We start from the raw sequence: 20,634 nt of genomic DNA on the forward strand, positions 1-20,634 counted from the left end.
AGACAGGGGCGGTACGACGATGGATTCCACGCTCTACGACGAGCTGGACCTCAAGATCCTCCAGGCCCTGGAGGTGGACGGGCGGGCCCCCTTCAGCCGCATCGCCGAGGTCATCGGCGTCTCCGACCAGACCGTCGCCCGCCGCTACCGCCGGCTCGTCGCGAGCGGCGGACTGCGCGTCGTCGGCCTCCAGGACAGCCAGCTGCTCGGCCTCGACAACTGGATGCTGCGGCTGCGCTGCGCGCCGGAGGGCGCCGAGACGATCGCGGCGGCGCTCGCCCGCCGCCCCGACACGGCGTGGATCGGCCTGACGTCCGGCGGCACGGAGGTCGTCTGCGTCACGGTGCCGCGCACCCCCGGCGACCACGACGACCTCCTCCTCGGCAAACTGCCGCGCACTCCGCACATCGTGGAGATCCGGGCCCTGCAGATGCTGCACCGCTACTTCGGCGGTCCCGAGGGCTGGCTTCGCAAGCGCGGCCCGCTCACTCCCGCCCAGGTCACGGCGCTCCGCCCGCCGCCGCCCACCGTGGAACCGGCCCTGCCGACCCCGGAGGACGGCCCCCTGCTCGCCGTCCTCAAGCGGGACGGCCGGGCCACCTACCCCGAACTCCAGCGCGCCACCGGAAAGTCGGAGTCCGCGGTCAAACGCCGCCTGGCCCAGCTCCTCGCCTCCGGCGCCTGCTACATCGACATCGAGTACGACACCGCGCGCCTGGGCCACGGCATGGCGGCGGTCCTCTGGATCACGGCGGCCCCGCGCCGTCTCGACGCGGTGGGCCGCGCGCTGGCCGGCCACGAGGAGATCGCCTACGCCGCCGCGACCGCCGGCCCCTCGAACGTGGTGGTCACCGCGGTCGCCCGCGACACGGCGGACCTCTACGCGTACGTCAGCGGAAAGCTCGGCCGCCTGGAGGGAGTGGAACACGTGGAGACGGCCCCGTTCATGCGCCGGGTGAAACAGCTGACGTACAGACCACGCGCATACAGCCCCACCGGCGTCTGAGGAGCGGGGTCCGGGGCACAGCCCCGAGCCGTCCACCGCGTCACCGGTGCAACCGGTCCCCGCCCGCCAGGATCGCCTGGGCCAGCGCCCGGGCAGGCCCGCCCCTGTCCGGCCCCCGCCCCGCGGAACCGTGCAGCAACACGAAGTCGACCTCCCCCAACTCCGGCAGCCCCACCCGCTCAGGGACCCGCACCAGCCCCGGCGGAATGAGCCCGCGCGCATGGGCCATCACCCCGAGCCCCGCCCGCGCCGCCGCGATCAGCCCGTTCAGCGATCCGCTCGTACAGGCGATCCGCCAGGCCCGGCCGTGCTGCTCCAGCGCCTCCAGTGCCAGCGCCCGCGAGATCCCCGGCGGCGGGAACACGATCAGCGGCACCGGCCGCTCCGGGTCGATCCGCAGTCGCTCCGAGCCGATCCACACCAGCCGGTCGTGCCACACCGACTCCCCGCGCGGATCCTCCGGCCTCCGCTTGGCCAGCACGAGGTCGAGCTTCCCGGCGTCCAGCTGCTCGTGCAGCGTCCCCGACAGCTCGACCGTCAGCTCCAGGTCCACCTCGGGGTGCTCGTGCCGGAACGACTCCAGGATCTCGGTGAGCCGGGTCAGCACGAAGTCCTCCGACGCCCCGAACCGCAAGCGCCCCCGCAGCCGCGTCCCCGTGAAGTACGCCGCCGCCTGTTCGTGCACCTCCAGGATCCGCCGGGCGAACCCGAGCATCGCCTCCCCGTCCTCCGTCAGCTCCACGGAGTGCGTGTCCCGCGTGAACAGGGTGCGCCCCGCCGCGTCCTCCAGGCGCCGCACATGCTGGCTGACCGTGGACTGCCGCAGCCCGAGCCGCCGCGCGGCCTGCGTGAAGCTCAGCGTCTGCGCGACGGCGAGAAACGTCCTCAGCTGACCGGGGTCGTACATGCCCCGACCCTACCCCCGCTCATCACGCGGCACGATCACAGTAAGAGCGGTATGCAGGATTCCCGATCACGGGGAAGGGGTGGACGATGGAGAGGGCACGACCTGAACCGAGAGCAAGGAACCAATGAAACGCCTGAGCTGGCCGTCCTGGATGCCGATCGACCCGTACATCCTGGCGTTGATCGGGACCGTCGGCCTCGCCGCGCTCCTCCCGGCCCGCGGCGCCGCCGCCGACGTCGCCTCCGGCGCCTCGACCGCCGCGGTCGCCTTCCTCTTCTTCCTCTACGGCGCCAGACTCTCGACCCGCGAGGCGATGGACGGCCTGCGCCACTGGCGGCTCCACGTCACGGTCCTCGTCTGTACCTTCGTGGCGTTCCCGCTGCTCGGCCTCGCCGCCCGCGGCCTGGTCCCCGTGCTGCTCCCGCAGAACCTCTACGAGGGCCTGCTCTTCCTCACGCTCGTCCCGTCCACCATCCAGTCGTCGATCGCGTTCACCTCGATCGCGCGCGGCAACGTCCCGGCGGCGATCTGCGCGGGCTCCTTCTCCTCGCTGGCCGGCATCGTCCTGACACCGCTGCTCGCGGCGGCGCTGCTGGGCAACAGCGGCGGCGGCTTCTCCGCCGACTCCCTCGTCAAGATCGTGCTCCAGCTGCTCGTCCCGTTCCTCGCGGGCCAGTTGCTGCGCCGCTGGGTCGGCGGCTTCATCACCCGGCACAAGAAGATCCTCGGCTACGTCGACCGCGGCTCGATCCTGCTCGTCGTCTACACCGCGTTCAGCGAGGGCATGGTCCAGGGCATCTGGCACCAGGTCAGCGCCGCCCGGCTGGCCGGTCTGCTGGCCGTCGAGGCCGTCCTCCTCGCGGTGATGCTCGCCGCCACCTGGTACGGCGCCAAGGCCCTGGGCTTCGACCGCGGTGACCGGGTGGCGATCCAGTTCGCCGGTTCCAAGAAGTCCCTGGCGTCCGGACTGCCCATGGCGAGCGTCCTGTTCGGCGCGCACGCCTCCCTCGCCGTGCTGCCCCTGATGCTCTTCCACCAGATGCAGCTGATGGTCTGCGCGGTCATCGCCAAGCGCCGCGCGAAGGACCCCCGGGAGCCGGACGAGGAGTCGCTCACCCCAGCCGCACGGACACGAACCGCGGCCGGTACAACGACACGTTCCGGCTGAGGTGCGCCTGCGCGGTGGCGGGCGTCGCGTCCAGCCAGTTGACGTCGTAGCTCAGCACCAGACGTCCGCCGCCGCTCAGTTCGGGGTGCGCCTGCGGGTTGTACGCGGCGACCGCACCGCCTGGCAACGGCGGCGCGAACCCCTTCGCGGGCCCGTGCCAGGGCCCGGTGGGGGAGCACGCCCAGTACGAGGTCACGGTCGTCAGCCCCGCGGCCCCCGCCGCCATCGTGAACAGCACGTACGTCCCCGCGTCCCGCACCACGCCGAACGCGCTGCCCACACCGCGCCGCCGCCCGTCCCCGAGCACCGGCGCCGACCGCGCCCCGGCCCGCCACCGCTCCCCGTCCCAGAACCGCCAGGCCGCCGTGTCACCGAGCCGGCCGCGCGGTACGCGGGCCACGTGGGCGTGGTGCACGGCGGCCTGCCCGTCGTCCCCGCCGAACACGTACGTCCAGTCGCCGTCGTCCACCAGGGTCGTGCCGAACAGCACCCGGCGGGCCGGATCGCGCACCTGCCGCTGGTCGAGCACCTGCCTGATGCCCTCCAGGCGCAGGTCCGGCAGCGACAGGGTGGCCACCTCGGTCGCCGTCGGCACCCCGTACACGTACGGGGCGGAACCGGCTGACCGCGTCCACAGCAGCACCCGCACGACCTGCTCGTCCGCGCCGGGCGAGCGCGGCTCCACCTGCGCCGCGACGGGCCACCGCCACTCGCCGACCCCGGTGTCCGGGAACAGCGGCGCGGCGACGGTCCGCTCGATCCGCCCCGAACGCCCCATGACCACAGCGGAGTTCCGGACGAACGGCGCGTCCGTGTCACGCCAGGAATGCGGCTGCCCGGCAGGGTTGGGCGGCGGATGCACGGCCCCCAGGTACGTGTCGGAGAACAGCCACAGCAGCCGCCCGTCCGGCAGCCGCACGGAGTGCGTCCCGTCGCCGCCGGTCCAGTCGTCGGACCGGGTGCCGTCGTCCCCGTAGCGGGTGAACTCCCGGTTCAGACCGGAGTCCGGCGCCCACGACGTCACGGCGCGGGCCGCGCAGGGGGAGCCGCCCTCCCGGTCGGGGAGGGCGACCACCACGACGAGCCCGCAGACGACGAGGAGCAGGCTCCACAGCAGCACGGGGAACCGCGCGACCGGCCCCCGCCGGCCGCGCGACGCCGACGGATCCTCACGGCCCCTCACACGACGCGACGCTAACGCCCGCCACGCACCCGGTCCAACGGCAGCCACAGCACGTCCCGCCCGCCGGACGTGACCCGTACGTCGTCGAGGGACCCGGTGAAGTACGCCCGGCTGTCCATCCGCTGCCCCAGGTGCACCCCGAACGGCGAGTTCCGGCTCACCGACCCGGGGACGTCGGCCGCGCTCCCGACCTCCGTGCCGTCGACGGACAGCACCACCGTGCCGTCACCGCGCCGGAGTTCGGCCCGGTGCCAGGCCCCGTCGTTGTACGCCGACGCGCTGCTCACGGAGACGGAACGTGGCGCTGCCGCACCGTCCCGCACGGTGATCAGCCCGGTGATCCGGTGCGCGGCGGGCTCGCCCCGCAGCCACACCTGCGGCTGCGTCGTCCCGATGCCGCCCATCCAGAGCAGCGGCTGCTCACCGCTCGTCGCCGTGTACCGGAACCAGAGGGAGGCGGTGAAGTCCCTCGTCCCGAGCGCTAGTTCGCTGCGGTACGGGAGCCTGACCGCGTCGTTCGTCCCGTCGAACGACAGGGCCCGGCCGGTCCGGCCGTCCGTCAGCGACGCCCCGCCGAGCACGGCCGCGTCCCGCGCGCCCCGCGCCCGGTCGTCCGTCGTCGGGTCGGGGCCGCGCCGCTCCGTGAGCCAGTCGAGGGTGAACCGCGCGAAGCGGATCTCGTCCCGTGCGTCGACCGCGCCGCCCTCGTACAGCAGACCCACATGGTCCGGGTCGGCCTGCACCATGTCCGAGTAGCCCGACCAGTCCGTGGTCACCACGGTGCCCCGGTCGAAGCTGTCCCAGGTGCGCCCGCCGTCGTAGGAGGACCGGACGGTCATGGTGCGCCGCCGGTCCGGGTCGCCGGGGCAGGCGAGCAGCAGCCGCTCGCCGCGCCTGCCGACCGGGAGCACCGAGCCCTGCACCTGCGGCGTGTACAGATCGGGGATCGCGGCGAAGGGGCGCTCGAACGAGTCCCCGCCGTCCCGGCTGACCGCGTGCGTGCGGTGTCCGGCGTCGGTGCCGTCCTGCTCGCGCCCGCTGACGTAGACCGTGCCGTCGGGGCGTTCGGCGAGCGTCATCTCGGACGGCTTCTGCCGGAACGTGCCGTCGTCCGCGATCGGCCACGAGTCCTTAGCGCCGATCCGCCAGTGCTCGCCGTGGTCGTCGCTCACCATCAGGGCGGCATGGTTCGCGGTGACCCGACTGCCGTTCCACGTCTCGGCGTTGACGGTGAACACGAGGCGTCCGCGGTGCCGGCCCTTGGTGAGCTGGATGCCGTGCACGGGCCCGGTCGCGTACCAGGAGTTGAAGTCGGCGGGCAGCAGTTCGCCGCTCAGGTCGCGCGGCGCGGACCAGGTGCGGCCGTCATCGTCGCTGTACTGGAGGTGCGGGGTCCGGTCGCACGGCACGGCGCAGTTCCTGCCGTCGGTACGGCCGGTGTTGTACGTCTCGGCGAGCACGATGCGGCCCGTGCGCAGGTCCACGACCGGCGCCGGATTGCCGTGCGTGTCGCCCGCGCCCTCGTTGACGACCTGGAGCGGCGACCAGGTGCGCCCGCCGTCCTCGGACCGCTTGACCACGATGTCGATGTCACCGGCGTCGGAGCAGTCGTTCGTGCGGCCCTCCGCGAAGGCGAGCAGGGTGCCCTCGGCCGTCTTCACGACGGCGGGTATCCGGTAGCAGGCGTATCCCGGATCCTGCGAGGCCTTGAACAGCACCTGCTGTTCGAAGGGCGGCGCGGTGGCGGCCTGTGCGGCCACCGGAGCGGGGAGTGCCGCGGCGACGGCCAGCGCCGCCAGCACCGATCTCAGACGTGCGGGGAAGTTCCTTCGTCGCATGGCGCGGCCCACCCTTCAGGTCATCCGGACAACCGGACATCCCACGTCCAACGTATGCGCCACAGACGCTACTTGGGCCGCTCGCCACCCGACAAGGACCGTGCATCAGGGGATCAGGACCACCTTGCCGAGGTTGCTCCGCTCCTCGATCACCGCGTGCGCCCGTGCCGCCTCCTCCAGAGCGAACTCCCCGTGCACAGAAGGTTTCAGAGCACCCGTCAGGAACAGCCGCCACAACTGCGTGCGCCACTTCTCGTACGTCTCGGGCCTGCCGCGCGCGATGAGCGCCATCTGGAACCCGATGACCGACTTCGCTCCGACCAGCAGGTCGTACGCCGACACGGTCCCGCCGCCCGAGCTGTACGCGACGAGCCGGCCGTGCGGCGCGAGGGCGCCGACCGCGGGCGCGAGCAGCTCGCCGCCGACCGCGTCCAGGACGTAGTCCACGGGCTCGCCCCAGGGCCCGGCGTCGTACGTCACCACGGCATCGGCCCCGAGTCCGCGCACGAACGCGCTCTTGCGACGGTCGGAGACGGCGGCCACGACCCGGCCCGCGCCCCGCAACGAGGCCAGCTGCAGGGCGAGATGACCCACGCCGCTCGCCGCCGCCGTCACCAGGGCGGCCTCGCCGGGCTCGGGCCGGGCCGCCTGCAGCGCCCCGTACGCGACGAGTCCGCTGCGCACGAGTGCCACCGCGTCGACCGCGCTCGCCCCGTCCGGCACCGGGGAGGCCATCGTGACGTGCAGCAGCGCGTAGTCCGCGTAGCCGTGGCCGAAGGTCAGGCCCGTGACGCGGTCGCCGGGCGCGTGCGTCGTCACGCCCGCGCCGAGCGCGACCACCTCGCCCGCGATCTCGCCGCCGAGCGCGATCGGCTCGCGGGGTTCGCGGACCTTGCGGACGACGGGCAGGGTGACCCCGACCGCTTCCGTGCGGACGAGGAGTTCCCCCGGGCCCGGCTCGGGGACCGGCGCCTCCTCCAGGAACAGGACCTCGGGGCCGCCGCTGTGCGCGTACCGGACACGGCGCATGCGCGTCACCGCTTTCACGGATCGAAGTTCGTTGGGTCTCCCAACGGTAGAGGGGGTTCATTGGGAAGTCCAACGAATGCTCGGTATGCTGGCCCCATGAGCACGCCCCCCTCCGCACCGAGCACCATCCGCGACCTGCCCAGCTGGCTCCTCGGCCGGGCCGCAGCGCGCGGCCGGGCCCTCGTCGCGGACGCCCTCGCCGAGCAGGGCCTGAAGATGTGGCACCACGTGGTCCTCAGCGCTGTCGCCGACCTGGAGCCGGTCGCCCAGGCCGACCTCGTGCGCAGCGTCCAGCTCGACCCCAAGGACATGGTGGGTGTGCTGAACGACCTGCAGGACGCCGGTCTCGTCGAGCGCGCGCCCGACCCCAGGGACCGCCGCAAGAACGCGGTCACCATCACCGAGGACGGCACCCGCCTCGTCGAGACGTGCGCCCGCGCGGCCCGCACCGCCAACGACGCGCTCCTCGCCCCGCTCTCCGCGGCCGAGCGCGACCTGTTCCTCGGCCTGCTCCGCCGCGTCTGCGAGCTCCCCGCAGAGCCCGGCGGCACGACCGGTACCGCCTGACGGGAACCGATGTGCGCGGGCTGTGCGCACGATGTGCCGTACTCCCTTTCCCGGCACGTCACTTCACGTTCGCATCGAACCCCTGAGCTGGACGGCACAACCGGAACGGGGCCGACGCGAAAGAGGTGACACGCCGTGCCCGACGCCCGCTGGCAGGCGGTACGCACAGGGATGCGACGCAGAAGGAGGCTGCTCGCCCAGGCGCTCCGACCGCCCGTGCCCCGCACAGGAGCACTGCCCGCGATCCCCGCCCAGCCGCGCGCCCGCGACGAGCGGCCGCCCGTCGAACCGGCCCCGCGCCTCGTGCCCGACCCGGTCTTCCTGCTCTCCCCGGTCCGCTCCGGCTCCACGCTGCTGCGCGTCCTGCTCAACAGCCACCCCGACATCCGCGCCCCGCACGAGATGCACCTGCGCACCCTGCACGTCCACCTCGACCGCGACTTCACCCATCAGGCCATGCGCGAACTGGCCCTGGACCGCGAAGAGCTGGAGCACATGCTGTGGGACAGGGTGCTGCACCACGCGCGATGTCGCGGCGGCGACGAGGCCTCCCTCGTCGTCGACAAGACCCCGGCCAACACCCATCTGTGGCCCCGGCTGCACCGCGCCTGGCCCCGGGCCCGCTACATCTTCCTGCTGCGCCACCCGGCCGCCGTCGTCGAGTCCCTGACCGCACGCCGCACCGACCCGGACATCGCCGCCGTCCACGCCGAAGTACTGGGCTACGCCGAGGAGCTGGAGCGGGCCCGACGCGTCCTGGACGGGATCACCGTCACCTACGAGGACCTGACCGAGGACCCCGAGCGCGAGACCCGGCGCATCTGCGCGCACCTGGGGGTCGACTGGCACCCGGCGATGCTGGACTACGGCGCACGGGACCACGGGGAGTTCCGGCCGCACATCGGGGACTGGAGCGAGAAGATCCGCTCCGGCCGGATCCAGCCCGCCCGGCCCGCCGGGAGCTGCGCGGGCCTGCCGCCCCGGCTGCTGGAGATCTCGGCGGCGTGGGGGTACGCGGTCGACCGGTGACGCGGGCGGGCCGCGCCCCGGGGCCGGCGGCGTAGGGACCCGGCCGGCGCAGGGGGCGCTCCCCGCCGGTCCGGGCCCCCGCCGCCGTGCCGCGGGGAACCGGGTCAGCCGTGCTGCGTGGCGGCCTCGGCGGCCGCCGCGGCCTCCAGGGCGACCCGGTGTTCCCCCGCGTACACGTTCATGGAGCTGCCCCGCAGGAAGCCGATCAGCGTCAGCCCCGTCTCGGCGGCCAGGTCGACGGCGAGCGACGACGGGGCCGACACCGCGGCGAGCACCGGGATGCCCGCCATGACGGCCTTCTGCGCCAGCTCGAACGAGGCCCGCCCGGACACCATCAGCACCGACCGGGACAGCGGCAGGTCCCCCTGCTGCAGGGCACGGCCGACGAGCTTGTCGACCGCGTTGTGCCGGCCCACGTCCTCCCTTATGTCGACCAGGCGGCCCTCCTCGTCGAAGAGGGCCGCGGCGTGCAGCCCCCCGGTCCGGTCGAACACGCGCTGGTCCTCGCGCAGCCGGTCGGGGAGCGAGGAGAGCAGCTCGGGCGTGAGCCGGACCGGGGGAGCGTCGGCGATCGGGAACCTGGCCGTGGTCCGCACCGCGTCGAGGCTCGCCTTGCCGCACAGACCGCAGGACGACGTCGTGTAGACGTTCCGCTCGAGCGTGATGTCGGGGAGCACGACGCCCGGCGCCGTGCGCACGTCCACCACGTTGTACGTGTTCGAGCCGTCCTGGGTGGCGCCCGCGCAGTACACGATGTTCTGGAGGTCGGCGGCGCCCGCGAGCACGCCCTCGCTGACCAGGAAGCCCGCCGCGAGCGCGAAGTCGTCGCCCGGGGTGCGCATGGTGATCGCGAGCGGCTTCCCGTTCAGCCGGATCTCCAGGGGTTCCTCGGCGACGAGCGTGTCCGGCCGGGTCGAGACGCGTCCGTCCCTGATCCGGATCACCTTGCGCCGTTCCGTGACTCGTCCCATGTCTTGATCAGTCCCGGTTCTGTACGTGCTGGTAGCCGAAGCGGCCCTTGATGCAGAGGTTGCCGTGGGTCACCGGGTTGTCGTGCGGGGAGGTGACCTTCACGATCTCATTGTCCTGCACATGGAGCGTGAGGTTGCAGCCGACTCCGCAGTAGGCGCACACCGTCGTCGTCTCGGTCTGCGCCGACTCGTCCCACGTACCGGCCGCCCGCATGTCGAACTCCGACTTGAAGGACAGCGCGCCCGTCGGGCACACCTCGATGCAGTTGCCGCAGTACACGCACGCCGAATCGGTCAGCGGCGCGTCCTGCTCGACGGCGATCCGGGCGTCGAAGCCGCGTCCGGCGACCGAGATCGCGAAGGTGTTCTGCCACTGGTCGCCGCAGGCGTCGACGCACTTGTAGCACAGGATGCACTTGTCGTAGTCGCGCACGTAGAGATCGTTGTCGACCCGCGGTTCCTCGCTCAGCCGCTCCGCGTCCGGACCGAAGCGGTCCGGCTTCGCCTCGTACTCCTTGATCCATGAAGCGACATGGGGAGTCGTCGACAAGTCGACGGACGAGGCGAGCAGTTCGATCACGACCTTGCGGCTGTGCCGGGCGCGCTCGGTGTCCGTCCGCACCTCCATGCCCGGCTCGGCCCGACGGGAGCAGGCCGGCACCAGGGTCCGGGACCCCTCCACCTCGACGACGCAGACCCGGCACGCGTTCTTCGGGGTCAGCGTGTCGCCCTGGCACAGGGTCGGAACGTCCTTCCCGGCGGCGCGGCAGGCGTCGAGGATCGTCGACCCCTCGGGCGCGCGCACCGGCTCCCCGTCGATCGTGAACTCCAGCAGACGACGGGGTATCCCCAGTTCGACGGCGGTCATGACGCGTACGCCCCCAGGCGGTCGATGGCGGACTCGATGGCGTTCCAGGCGGTCTGGCCGAGACCGCAGATCGAGGCGTCGCGCATGGTGCGCCCCACCTCGCGCAACAGGGCGATGTCGTCGTCGGCCGCGATGCCCCTGCGCTCGGCGATCCGGTGCAGGGCCTCCTGCTGCCGCACCGTGCCCACCCGGCACGGCACGCACTGCCCGCAGGACTCGTCGCGGAAGAACGCGGCGATCCGCAGCAGGATCCGGGGCAGCGGGAGCGCGTCGTCGAAAGCCATCACGACACCCGAGCCGAGCGTGGTGCCCGCGGCACGGGTCCCCTCGAAGGTCAGCGGGATGTCCAGCTCGTCGGGCCGCACGAAGCCGCCCGCGGCGCCGCCGAGCAGGATCGCCCGCAGCGGGTCCGGGGTGCCGGCGAGGGCGAGGAGGTCGCCGAGGGTGGCGCCGAAGGGGAGCTCGTAGACGCCGGGCCTGCCGACGGCGCCGCAGACGCAGAACAGCTTGGGCCCGGTCGACTGCTCCGTGCCGATGGCCGCGTACGCCTGCGCGCCCATGGTCAGGATCGGCAGCACGTTCACCAGCGTCTCGACGTTGTTGGCGGCGGTCGGCCTGCCGAACAGCCCCTTCTCGACGGGGAACGGCGGCTTGGAGCGGGGCTCGCCCCGGTACCCCTCGATGGAGTTGAAGAGCGCGGTCTCCTCGCCGCATATGTAGGCGCCCGCGCCGCGCCGTATCTCGATGTCGAAGGAGAACCCCTGCCCGAGGATGTCCTCGCCCAGCAGACCGCGCGCACGGGCCTGTTCGACGGCGTGGCTCATCCGGGCGAGCGCGAGGGGGTACTCGCCGCGCAGGTACAGGTAGCCGAAGCGGGCGCCGGTCGCGTAGCCCGCGATCGTCATGGCCTCGACGAGCGCGTACGGATCGCCCTCCATCACGATCCGGTCCTTGAAGGTGCCGGGCTCGGACTCGTCCGCGTTGCACACGAGGTAGTGCGGCCCGTCCGGCTGGGCGGCGGTGGCCTGCCACTTCCGCCCCGTCGGAAACGCGGCCCCGCCCCGCCCCACGAGCCCCGCGTCGGTCACTTCCCGGATGACGCCCCCGGCCCCGATCGCGAAGGCCCGCCGCAGAGCGCCGTACCCGCCCTCGGCGCGGTAGTCGTCGAGAGAGGCGGGATCGACGACACCGACGCGCTTGAGCAGAACGAGCCCCGGATCACCGGCTTGGGGTACATCGGGCGATCCGAGCCCGTCCGGCGCTTGAAGAACGGGGTCCGGGGCAGAGCCCCGAAACGGCGCGATCGGCACGGCCGACGCAGCGGGCCCCGCCCGCACGAGCAGAGCGGCAGGCGCCCGCTCGCACAGCCCCAGACACGGCGACTCCGACACCTGCACATCAGGCCCGAACCGCCCCCGCGCCGAGCCGCACAACTCCGCACCCCCCACCCGCGCACACGCCAGATCCGTACACACGTGCAGCACGGACGCGGGCCGCGCCCGCACCGAGAACATCGAGTAGAACGTGGCCACCCCGTACGCCTCGGCCGGCGGTACGGTGAGCCGCCGGCACAGATAGTCCAGGGCGCCCTCGCTGATCCACCCCACCCGGTCGTTGACCGCGTGCAGCCCCGGCAACAGCAAGTCCCGCCGCTCGCGCGCCGCGCGCCCGCCCCGGGCCCACCGCAGATCGGCGTCCGACCGGTCGTCGGCCCCCTCCCACGCGGACTCCGGCGGCCCGAGGAGCGCGTCGACCGCCTCCCGCTCCTCGTCCGTCGGCTTGCTGTCACCGAAGCGCAGATCCACGGTCCCTCAGCCCCTCACTGCTGACGCGGTCAGCTTCTCGATCCGGATCGCCGACGCCTTGAACTCCGCCGTCCCGGCGATCGGGCAGTTCGCCTCGATCGTCAGCGCGTTGGTGTCCACCTCGTCGGGAAAGTGCATGGTCATGAAGGCGAGCCCGGGACGCAGCCCCGGATCGACCCAGACCGGCGCGGTCACCACGCCGCGCCGCGACGACACCCGCACCTCCTCGCCGACCACGACCCCGTACCGCTCCGCGTCCTCCGGGCACAGTTCGACGTACTCGCCGCGGCGCAACGGGGACGCGAACCCCCCGCTCTGCACACCGGTGTTGTACGAGTCGAGACGGCGTCCGGTGGTCAGCCGGATCGGATAGGCCTCGTCGGTCAGGTCGACCGGCGGATCGTGCTCGACGAGCCCGAACGGCGCGAGCCGCCCGCGCCGCCCCGGATCCGTCTCCCACAGCCGCCCGTGCAGATACGAGGAGGGCAGCTCGTCCACGTCGGGGCAGGGCCACTGCAGCCCCTGGAGCTCTTCCAGCCGGTCGTACGTCATCCCGAAGTGGTCCGGCGACAGCGCGCGCAGCTCGTTCCACACGGCCTCGGCGTCGGCGTACTTCCAGTCGTGGCCCAGCCGCGCGGCCACGTCGCAGATGATGTCGATGTCCTCGCGCGCCTCACCGGGCGGGGCGAGCGCGGCCCGCACCCGCTGGACCCGCCGCTCGCTGTTGGTCGTCGTGCCGTCGGTCTCCGCCCACGAGGCCGTCGCGGGCAGCACCACGTCCGCCATCTCCGCGGTCCTGGTCAGGAAGATGTCCTGCACCACCAGGTGATCGAGGGCGGCCAGACGGCGCGCGGCCTGCTCGCTGTCGGCCTCCGACTGGGCGGGGTTCTCGCCGATGCAGTACACGGCGCGCAGCCGCCCGTGCTCCATCGCCTCGAACATGTCGGTGAGGGTCATTCCGTAGCGCGGCGGGATCACCGTGTCCCAGGCCCGCTCGAACTTCAGCCGGTGGCCGTCGTCGAGGAGGTCCTGGAAGCCGGGCAGCCGGTTCGGGATGGCGCCCATGTCGCCGCCGCCCTGCACGTTGTTCTGCCCGCGCAGCGGCTGCACCCCGGCGCCGTACCGTCCGACGTGCCCGGTCAGCAGCGACAGGTTGATCAGCGCCCGGACGTTGTCGGTGCCGTTGTGATGCTCGGTGATCCCCAACGTCCAGCACAACTGGGCGCGTTCGGCCCGCGCGTAGGCGTGCGCGAGGTCCCGGATCGCCGCCGCGGGGACGCCGGTCACCTTCTCCGCCAGGGACAGCGTCCACGGCTCGACGAGCGCCTTGAACTCCTCGAAGCCGGTCGTCGCCCGCGCCACGAACGCCTTGTTGTGCAGATCGGCGGCGATGATCTCCCGGGCGACCGCGTGCGCCAGCGGGATGTCGGTGCCGACGTTCAGGCCGAGCCAGCTCTCCGCCCACTCGGCGGTCGAGGTGCGGCGCGGGTCGACGGCGTACATCCGGGCGCCGCCCCGGATCCCCTTCAGCACGTGCTGGAAGAAGATCGGGTGCGCGAAGCGGGCGTTGGAGCCCCACATCACGATCAGGTCCGTGTGCTCGACCTCCTCGTACGAGGAGGTGCCGCCGCCCGAGCCGAACACGGCCGACAGGCCGGCGACGCTCGGCGCGTGACACGTGCGGTTGCAGGAGTCGACGTTGTTCGTGCCCATCACGACCCGCGTGAACTTCTGGGCCACGAAGTTCATCTCGTTCGTGGCGCGGGCGCACGACAGCATCGCGAAGGCGTCCGGGCCGTGTTCCTCACGGGTGCGGCGGAACCCGTCGGCCGCCACTGTCAGCGCCTCGTCCCAAGTGGCCTCCCTGAACGGCGAGTCACGGTCGCCGGGTGTCTCGCGCACCAGCGGACGGGTGAGCCGGTGGTACGTCTTCGGGGTGCGGTCGCGCCGCTTCTGCTTCATGCGGCGTCCCTCCTCATGCCGTGGGCGAGCAGGTCCGAGAGGGCGTGCACGGTGCGCAGGGTGGGCACCTCGACGCCCGTGATGTCCGCCAGCTCCACGACCGCGGCCAGCAGCACGTCCAGCTCCAGCGGCTTTCCGCGTTCCAGGTCCTGGAGCGTGGAGGTGCGGTGGTCGCCGACCCGTTCGGCGCCGGCCAGGCGGCGCTCCACGGAGATGTCGGGCCGGCAGCCGAGCGCCGCGGCGACGGCGAGCGTCTCGGTCATCATGATCTCGATGACCCGGCGCGTGCCGCCGTGCAGGCACATCTGCCGCATCGTGGCGCGCACCAGGGCGCTGATCGGGTTGAAGGAGATGTTGCCGAGCAGCTTGATCCAGATGTCGGCGCGCAGCTCCGGCTCGACGGGACACTTCAGGCCGCCCGCCCGCATCGCGTCACTGAACGCGGTGCAGCGCGCCGACACCGAGCGGTCCGGCTCCCCGACGGAGAACCGCGTCCCCTCCAGGTGCCGGACCACTCCCGGCGCCTCCAGTTCGGTCGCGGCGTAGACGACACATCCGACGGCTCGCTCGGGTGCGAGCACCGCGCTCACGGCGCCGTCCGGATCGACGCTTTCGAGCCGATGTCCGTCGTGCGGACCGCCGTGCCCGTGGAAGTACCACCACGGGATGCCGTTCTGCGCCGCGACGACCGCTGTCCGCTCGTGCAGCAGGGGCTCGATCAACGGCCCGCACGCCGCGTACGAGTTGGCCTTCAGGCCGAGGAACACATAGTCGACGGGCCCGATCTCGGCCGGGTCGTCGGTGGCGTGGGCCCGCGCGGTGAAGTCGCCGCGCGGGCTGACGACCTGGACACCGCTACGCCTCATGGCCGCCAAGTGCGGTCCACGGGCGACGAGATGGACGTCGGCGCCCGCGCGGTGCAGCGCGGCTCCGACATAGGCGCCGATCGCTCCGGCGCCGAGGACTGCGACTTTCACTGGCGGGCTCCGTCCGGTCGAGGGTTCCGGCTCCGCCCTGCTCGCACGGGCAGTGGCGGTCCGAAGAGAAGCGGAGACTGTCGATGGAATATTGTCTACAGTATGGAAGTTGGGCCGACAAGACTCCGCGCACCGGCTCGCACGATGGCGTGCCGGGGCATTGCATACGGTGGACGGATTCTGTACGGACCGAGGTCCGACCTCTTCCCAACAACCGGACCGCTGCCTACCGTTCGGGATCATGAGGCCCCCCGTCGCACCGACCGGCTGGAGCCGCTGGCTCGTACCGCCCGCCGCCCTCTCGGTCCATCTCTCCATCGGCCAGGCGTACGCCTGGAGTGTCTTCAAGCCGCCCCTCGAATCCGCCTTGAACCTGAGCGGCACCCAGAGCGCGCTGCCGTTCCAGCTCGGCATCGTGATGCTCGGCCTGTCCGCCGCGTTCGGCGGCACGCTCGTCGAGCGCAACGGCCCGCGCTGGGCGATGACCGTCGCCCTCGTCTGCTTCTCCTCGGGCTTTCTGCTCTCCGCCCTCGGCGCCGCCACCGAGCAGTACTGGCTGATCGTGCTCGGCTACGGCTTCGTCGGCGGCATCGGCCTGGGCATCGGCTACATCTCGCCGGTCTCCACGCTGATCAAGTGGTTCCCGGACCGGCCCGGCATGGCCACCGGCATCGCGATCATGGGCTTCGGCGGCGGCGCGCTGATCGCGTCGCCGTGGAGCGCGCAGATGCTGGACTCGTTCGGCGCGGACAGCGACGGCATCGCCCTGGCGTTCCTGGTGCACGGCCTGACGTACGCGGTGTTCATGCTGCTGGGTGTCCTGCTGGTCAGGGTGCCGGGCGAGAAGGTGCCGTCAGGGGCGCGGGGAACCGCGCGGCAAGCCCCCGCCGGCCCGCAGGTGTCGGCGAAACAGGCCATCCGTACGCCCCAGTTCTGGTGCCTCTGGCTGGTCCTCTGCATGAACGTCACCGCGGGGATCGGCATCCTGGAGAAGGCCGCTCCCATGATCACGGACTTCTTCGCGGACACCGGCACCCCGGTCACGGCCGGCGCGGCGGCCGGCTTCGTCGCGCTGCTCTCCGCCGCGAACATGGCCGGCCGCATCGGCTGGTCCTCCACGTCCGACCTCATCGGCCGCAAGAACGTCTACCGCCTCTACCTGGGCGTGGGCGCCCTGATGTACCTCCTCATCGCCCTGTACGGCGACGCCTCCAAGCCGCTGTTCGTCATCTGCGCGCTCGTCATCCTCTCCTTCTACGGCGGCGGCTTCGCGACCGTCCCCGCGTACCTGAAGGACCTGTTCGGCACGTACCAGGTGGGCGCGATCCACGGCCGGCTGCTCACAGCCTGGTCGACGGCCGGCGTCCTCGGCCCGCTCATCGTCAACTGGGTCGCCGACAGCCAGGAGGACGCCGGAAAGCACGGCTCGTCCCTCTACGGACTCTCGTTCACGATCATGATCGGCCTGCTGGTCGTCGGCTTCGTGGCCAACGAGCTCGTCCGCCCCGTCCACGCCCGCCACCACATCCCCGCCCCCAGGGAGTCCGCCGATGACACCGCCGACCGTGACCACCAGCAGCCCGCCTAGGCGCCGCGGCCTGATCGCCGTCGCCTGGCTGTGGGTGGGCGCGCCGCTCGCCTACGGCCTGTACGAACTGGTGCAAAAAGCCACACAGCTGTTCACTGGCTGATCGGGCAGAACTCTCCAACCAAGACCACACAATCCTGTTGCTTTACGTCACCTCGTACTCGCCGGTCGCTGGCCAGACTGGAACGTCCGCGGCGCGCACGGCTCGCACGCCAGGCACACGAGGGGACTTCCATGAACGGTTCGCGCATCGTCGGCATCGGGCACTATCAGCCCGCCAGGGTCCTCACGAACGAGGACCTGGCGGGCATGGTCGAGACCGACGACGAGTGGATCCGCTCCCGCGTCGGCATCCGCACCCGGCACATCGCGGGTCCCGACGAGCCGGTCGACGAGCTCGCCGCGCACGCCGCCGCCAAGGCGCTGGCCGCGGCGGGCCTGACCGCCGAAGCCGTCGACCTCGTCGTCGTCGCCACGTCCACGGCCGTCGACCGTTCCCCGAACACGGCGGCGCGCGTCGCCCACCGGCTCGGCGTGCCGTCGCCCGCCGCGCTCGACCTGAACGTCGTCTGCGCCGGATTCACCCACGCCCTCGCCACCGCCGACCACACCCTGCGGGCCGGCGCCGCCACCCGCGCCCTCGTCATCGGCGCGGACAAGATGTCGGCGGTCACCGACTGGTCCGACCGCACCACCTGCGTCCTGGTCGGCGACGGTGCGGGCGCCGTGGTGATCGAGCCGTGCGCCGACGGCGAGGAGCCCGGCATCGGGCCGGTCCTGTGGGGCTCGGTCCCGGAGATGGGCAACGCCGTCCGGATCGAGGGCGAGCCCGCGCGCTTCTCGCAGGAGGGCCAGTCCGTCTACCGCTGGGCGACCCGGCAGCTGCCGCCGCTCGCCCGCGCGGCCTGCGAGAAGGCGGGCCTCGCCCCGGCCGACCTCGCCGCCGTCGTCCTGCACCAGGCCAATCTGCGCATCATCGAGCCCCTCGCCGAGAAGATCGGCGCGGTGAACGCGGTCGTCGCCCGGGATGTCGTCGACTCCGGGAACACCTCCGCCGCGAGCGTGCCGATGGCGCTGTCCAAACTGATCGAGCGGGGCGAGATCGAGAGCGGCGACCCCGCCCTCCTCTTCGGCTTCGGCGGGAACCTCTCGTACGCGGGCCAGGTCGTGCGCTGTCCGTGACGTGAGGTGCGCGGGATGTGACGAGTCCAACTCGCCCTGGTGGTAGCGATTGTGCTCGGTAAACTGTATTCCAAAGACAATCGAGTGTTCCGATCCGTTCCGATGCCGTATGGGTCGCGGACGCCGGAACCGGAATCGGCTTGCCGGATGCTCCGAAGCCCAGGAGGGGGACCGCGATGTTGTCCACAGGACTGCCGCAGGGGGCGGTGCCCAAGCTCGAGCGCCCCGGCCCGTTGCGCGAGCGGGTCTACGAGGCGCTGCTCGAACTCATCACGACCCGCGCCCTCCAGCCCGGCCAGCACCTCGTCGAGAGCGAGCTGGCGGGGCACCTCGGGGTCTCGCGCCAGCCGGTGCGCGAGGCGCTGCAGCGTCTGAACACCGAGGGCTGGGTGGATCTGCGTCCGGCGCAGGGTGCGTTCGTGCACGAGCCGACGGAGGAGGAGGCCGACCAACTCCTCACCGTCCGTACGCTGTTGGAGGCCGAGGCCGCCCGGCTCGCGGCGGCCAACGCGGGCAAGACCGGGATCTCCGCCCTGGAGGACCTCTGTGCGAAGGGCGAGCAGGCCGTCGCCGACGGGGACGTCGACCTGGTGGTCGCGACGAACGCCGCGTTCCACGCGAAGGTCATGGAACTCGCGGGCAACGTGGTCCTCGGTGAGCTCGCGGGCCAGGTCGACGCCCGTGTCCGCTGGTACTACCAGCCCGTCGCCCGCCAGCGCGGCAAGCAGTCCTGGATCGAGCACCGCGAGCTCATCGCGGCGATCTCGGCCCGCGACGAGGCGCGCGCCACAGCCGTGATGCGGGCCCACACGGAGCACACCCGCGAGACGTACCACCACCGCGACCGCGGATGAGCCGCGGGCAGGCGGGCCGCCGGGCCCGCCTGCCCCGGGACGTCCGTCAGCCGGCGAACGCGTGCGCGTGCTGCCCGGCCCGCCGGGCGAAGGAGCGCGGTGCCCGTCCCGTCACCTTCTCCGCCGTGTCCCGCACCGGCGACTCGTCCAGCGCCCGTCGTCCCCGATGCCGTACGGTCGAGCGCCCTGTACCGGATGACGTCATGGCCGTATACCCCCTGTGACGTGCCGCGTTGACGCGGCGGACGGTCTGCGGGGGCGGTCGCGTCCGGGGCGGAAAGGCCGCCGGGCGTCGCGGGGGAGACCCTCGCGAACCGACCTTTGTCCTGTGACTGGAGAAAGTCATGGGTAATTCCTGCGCAACTTCTTCCCACACCCGGCAGGCACTGCTACGTTCCCCATCGAAAGAACGACTGGCCGAAAGAACGACTGGACGAGGCGACAGCGGTCCGGTCGGGCCACCGGAGCCCGAAGAGGCGGGGAGGGGCACGTGAGACGCATGACGGCTCGACCCGCGAACGCGCACCAGGCGCGCTTGCTGCGACTGCTGCGCGACGGGGGCCCCAACTCCCGTGCCCAGCTGGGCGATCAGATCGACCTCTCGCGGTCGAAACTGGCCGTCGAGGTGGACCGGCTCCTGGAGACCGGACTCGTGGTCGCCGACGGCCTCGCCGCCTCGCGCGGCGGCCGCCGCTCCCACAACATCCGGCTCGCGCCCGGACTCCGTTTCCTCGGTGTCGACATCGGCGCGACCTCGGTCGACGTCGCCGTCACCAACGCCGAGCTGGAGGTCCTCGGGCACATCACCCAGCCCATGGACGTACGCGAGGGACCGGTCGCGGTCTTCGAGCAAGTACTCGCCATGGCAGCCAAGTTGAAGGCGTCCGGACTGGCCGAGGGGTTCGACGGAGCGGGCATCGGCGTGCCCGGTCCGGTCCGCTTCCCCGAGGGCGTGCCGGTCGCCCCGCCGATCATGCCCGGCTGGGACGGTTTCCCGGTCCGCGAGGCACTCAGCCAGGAGCTGGGCTGCCCCGTCATGGTCGACAACGACGTGAACCTGATGGCGATGGGGGAGCAGCACGCGGGCGTCGCCCGCCAGGCGCGCGACTTCCTCTGCGTCAAGATCGGCACCGGCATCGGCTGCGGCATCGTCGTCGGCGGCGAGGTCTACCGCGGCACGACCGGATCGGCCGGCGACATCGGGCACATCCAGGTCGAACCCGACGGCAGGCAGTGCGCCTGCGGCAACAAGGGCTGCCTGGAGGCCTACTTCAGCGGCGCGGCACTCGCCCGCGACGCCGAGGAGGCCGCCCGCGACGGCCGCTCGCCCGAGCTCGCGGGGCGCCTGGAGGCCGGCGGAAGGCTCAGCGCCGCCGATGTCGCGGTGGCCGCGGCCGCCGGTGACGGGACCTCCCTCGACCTGATCCGCGAGGGCGGCAACCGCACCGGCCAGGTCATCGCGTCCCTCGTCAGCTTCTTCAACCCCGGCCTGGTCGTCATCGGCGGCGGTGTGACCGGTCTCGGCCACACGCTCCTCGCCGCCCTGCGCACCCAGGTCTACCGCCAGTCGCTGCCCCTCGCGACCGGCAACCTCCCCATCGTCCTGGGCGAGTTGGGCCCCACCGCCGGAGTCATCGGCGGCGCCCGGCTCATCAGCGACCACCTGTTCTCACCGGCGTAGCACTCCCGGCACCGCCTTT

At 72.4% G+C, this 20,634-nt stretch carries 19 protein-coding genes; 9 read left to right on the top strand and 10 right to left on the bottom strand.

What is annotated here, in order from left to right; all coding sequences use genetic code 11:
- The first annotated feature begins 19 nt into the window (after nt 1–19).
- Nucleotides 20–1,006, top strand: a complete 987-nt coding sequence (locus tag ACVHNB_RS12485; protein ID WP_428951282.1) for an Lrp/AsnC family transcriptional regulator — start codon at nt 20–22, stop codon at nt 1,004–1,006.
- Nucleotides 1,007–1,046: 40 nt separating this feature from the next.
- Here the strand turns inward: ACVHNB_RS12485 and ACVHNB_RS12490 are convergent, their stop codons facing one another.
- Entirely contained in the window at nt 1,047–1,913 is an 867-nt protein-coding gene (locus tag ACVHNB_RS12490) for a LysR substrate-binding domain-containing protein (protein WP_428951280.1), read from the bottom strand.
- 124 nt (nt 1,914–2,037) lie between these two features.
- Between ACVHNB_RS12490 and ACVHNB_RS12495 the strand changes: the two genes are divergently transcribed.
- Nucleotides 2,038–3,081 (top strand): bile acid:sodium symporter family protein, encoded by a 1,044-nt coding sequence (locus ACVHNB_RS12495; RefSeq protein WP_428951278.1) that lies wholly within the window; start codon nt 2,038–2,040, stop codon nt 3,079–3,081.
- On the opposite strand, the gene ACVHNB_RS12500 is transcribed toward ACVHNB_RS12495, so the two are convergent.
- From ACVHNB_RS12500 to ACVHNB_RS12510, 3 genes are all read right to left on the bottom strand, one after another.
- Nucleotides 3,026–4,201: a hypothetical protein gene (locus tag ACVHNB_RS12500; protein ID WP_428957482.1), complete on the bottom strand. Its 1,176-nt coding sequence runs from the start codon at nt 4,199–4,201 to the stop codon at nt 3,026–3,028. The genes ACVHNB_RS12495 and ACVHNB_RS12500 overlap by 56 nt on opposite strands.
- A gap of 74 nt (nt 4,202–4,275) precedes the next feature.
- Nucleotides 4,276–6,102, bottom strand: coding sequence for an exo-alpha-sialidase (locus tag ACVHNB_RS12505; RefSeq protein WP_428951276.1), 1,827 nt, complete (start codon nt 6,100–6,102; stop codon nt 4,276–4,278).
- A gap of 105 nt (nt 6,103–6,207) precedes the next feature.
- Nucleotides 6,208–7,131 (bottom strand): quinone oxidoreductase family protein, encoded by a 924-nt coding sequence (locus ACVHNB_RS12510; RefSeq protein WP_456228067.1) that lies wholly within the window; start codon nt 7,129–7,131, stop codon nt 6,208–6,210.
- A gap of 96 nt (nt 7,132–7,227) precedes the next feature.
- On the opposite strand from ACVHNB_RS12510, the gene ACVHNB_RS12515 reads away from it, so the two are divergent.
- Nucleotides 7,228–7,698: a MarR family winged helix-turn-helix transcriptional regulator gene (locus ACVHNB_RS12515; RefSeq protein ID WP_456228068.1), complete on the top strand. Its 471-nt coding sequence runs from the start codon at nt 7,228–7,230 to the stop codon at nt 7,696–7,698.
- A 135-nt stretch (nt 7,699–7,833) separates the two neighbouring features.
- On the top strand, nt 7,834–8,727 hold the full coding sequence (locus ACVHNB_RS12520; RefSeq protein ID WP_428951271.1) for a sulfotransferase family protein: 894 nt from the start codon (nt 7,834–7,836) through the stop codon (nt 8,725–8,727).
- A 104-nt stretch (nt 8,728–8,831) separates the two neighbouring features.
- On the opposite strand, the gene fdhD is transcribed toward ACVHNB_RS12520, so the two are convergent.
- The 5 genes from fdhD to ACVHNB_RS12545 are packed head-to-tail and all read right to left on the bottom strand — an operon-like array spanning nt 8,832 to nt 15,310.
- Nucleotides 8,832–9,698 carry a formate dehydrogenase accessory sulfurtransferase FdhD gene (gene fdhD / locus ACVHNB_RS12525; protein ID WP_456228069.1) on the bottom strand — a complete coding sequence of 289 codons (867 nt, stop codon included), beginning with the start codon at nt 9,696–9,698 and terminating at the stop codon, nt 8,832–8,834.
- A 7-nt stretch (nt 9,699–9,705) separates the two neighbouring features.
- On the bottom strand, nt 9,706–10,566 hold the full coding sequence (locus ACVHNB_RS12530) for a 2Fe-2S iron-sulfur cluster-binding protein (RefSeq protein ID WP_456228070.1): 861 nt from the start codon (nt 10,564–10,566) through the stop codon (nt 9,706–9,708).
- Entirely contained in the window at nt 10,563–12,371 is a 1,809-nt protein-coding gene (locus ACVHNB_RS12535) for an NADH-ubiquinone oxidoreductase-F iron-sulfur binding region domain-containing protein (protein ID WP_456228071.1), read from the bottom strand. The genes ACVHNB_RS12530 and ACVHNB_RS12535 overlap by 4 nt, the downstream gene beginning before the upstream one ends.
- Nucleotides 12,372–12,377: 6 nt before the next feature.
- Entirely contained in the window at nt 12,378–14,333 is a 1,956-nt protein-coding gene (locus ACVHNB_RS12540; protein ID WP_428951263.1) for a molybdopterin oxidoreductase family protein, read from the bottom strand.
- Nucleotides 14,330–15,310, bottom strand: a complete 981-nt coding sequence (locus tag ACVHNB_RS12545) for a 2-dehydropantoate 2-reductase (RefSeq protein WP_428951262.1) — start codon at nt 15,308–15,310, stop codon at nt 14,330–14,332. The genes ACVHNB_RS12540 and ACVHNB_RS12545 overlap by 4 nt, the downstream gene beginning before the upstream one ends.
- 241 nt (nt 15,311–15,551) lie before the next feature.
- Here ACVHNB_RS12545 and ACVHNB_RS12550 point away from each other — a divergent pair, with 241 nt between their 5' ends.
- From ACVHNB_RS12550 to ACVHNB_RS12565, 4 genes are all read left to right on the top strand, one after another.
- On the top strand, nt 15,552–16,898 hold the full coding sequence (locus ACVHNB_RS12550) for an OFA family MFS transporter (RefSeq protein WP_428951260.1): 1,347 nt from the start codon (nt 15,552–15,554) through the stop codon (nt 16,896–16,898).
- A complete protein-coding gene (locus tag ACVHNB_RS12555) occupies nt 16,861–17,001 on the top strand; it encodes an MFS transporter small subunit (RefSeq protein ID WP_428951258.1) in 141 nt (46 codons plus the stop codon). The genes ACVHNB_RS12550 and ACVHNB_RS12555 overlap by 38 nt, the downstream gene beginning before the upstream one ends.
- 131 nt (nt 17,002–17,132) lie before the next feature.
- Nucleotides 17,133–18,080 carry a beta-ketoacyl-ACP synthase III gene (locus ACVHNB_RS12560; protein ID WP_456228072.1) on the top strand — a complete coding sequence of 316 codons (948 nt, stop codon included), beginning with the start codon at nt 17,133–17,135 and terminating at the stop codon, nt 18,078–18,080.
- 176 nt (nt 18,081–18,256) lie between these two features.
- Nucleotides 18,257–18,934, top strand: a complete 678-nt coding sequence (locus ACVHNB_RS12565) for a GntR family transcriptional regulator (protein ID WP_456228073.1) — start codon at nt 18,257–18,259, stop codon at nt 18,932–18,934.
- Nucleotides 18,935–18,980: 46 nt separating this feature from the next.
- Here the strand turns inward: ACVHNB_RS12565 and ACVHNB_RS12570 are convergent, their stop codons facing one another.
- Nucleotides 18,981–19,139 (bottom strand): hypothetical protein, encoded by a 159-nt coding sequence (locus tag ACVHNB_RS12570; protein ID WP_456228074.1) that lies wholly within the window; start codon nt 19,137–19,139, stop codon nt 18,981–18,983.
- A gap of 294 nt (nt 19,140–19,433) precedes the next feature.
- Between ACVHNB_RS12570 and ACVHNB_RS12575 the strand changes: the two genes are divergently transcribed.
- On the top strand, nt 19,434–20,615 hold the full coding sequence (locus tag ACVHNB_RS12575) for an ROK family protein (protein ID WP_456228075.1): 1,182 nt from the start codon (nt 19,434–19,436) through the stop codon (nt 20,613–20,615).
- Nucleotides 20,616–20,634 lie beyond the last annotated feature (19 nt).

The sequence above is a fragment of the Streptomyces sp. YJ-C3 genome, from assembly GCF_053891275.1.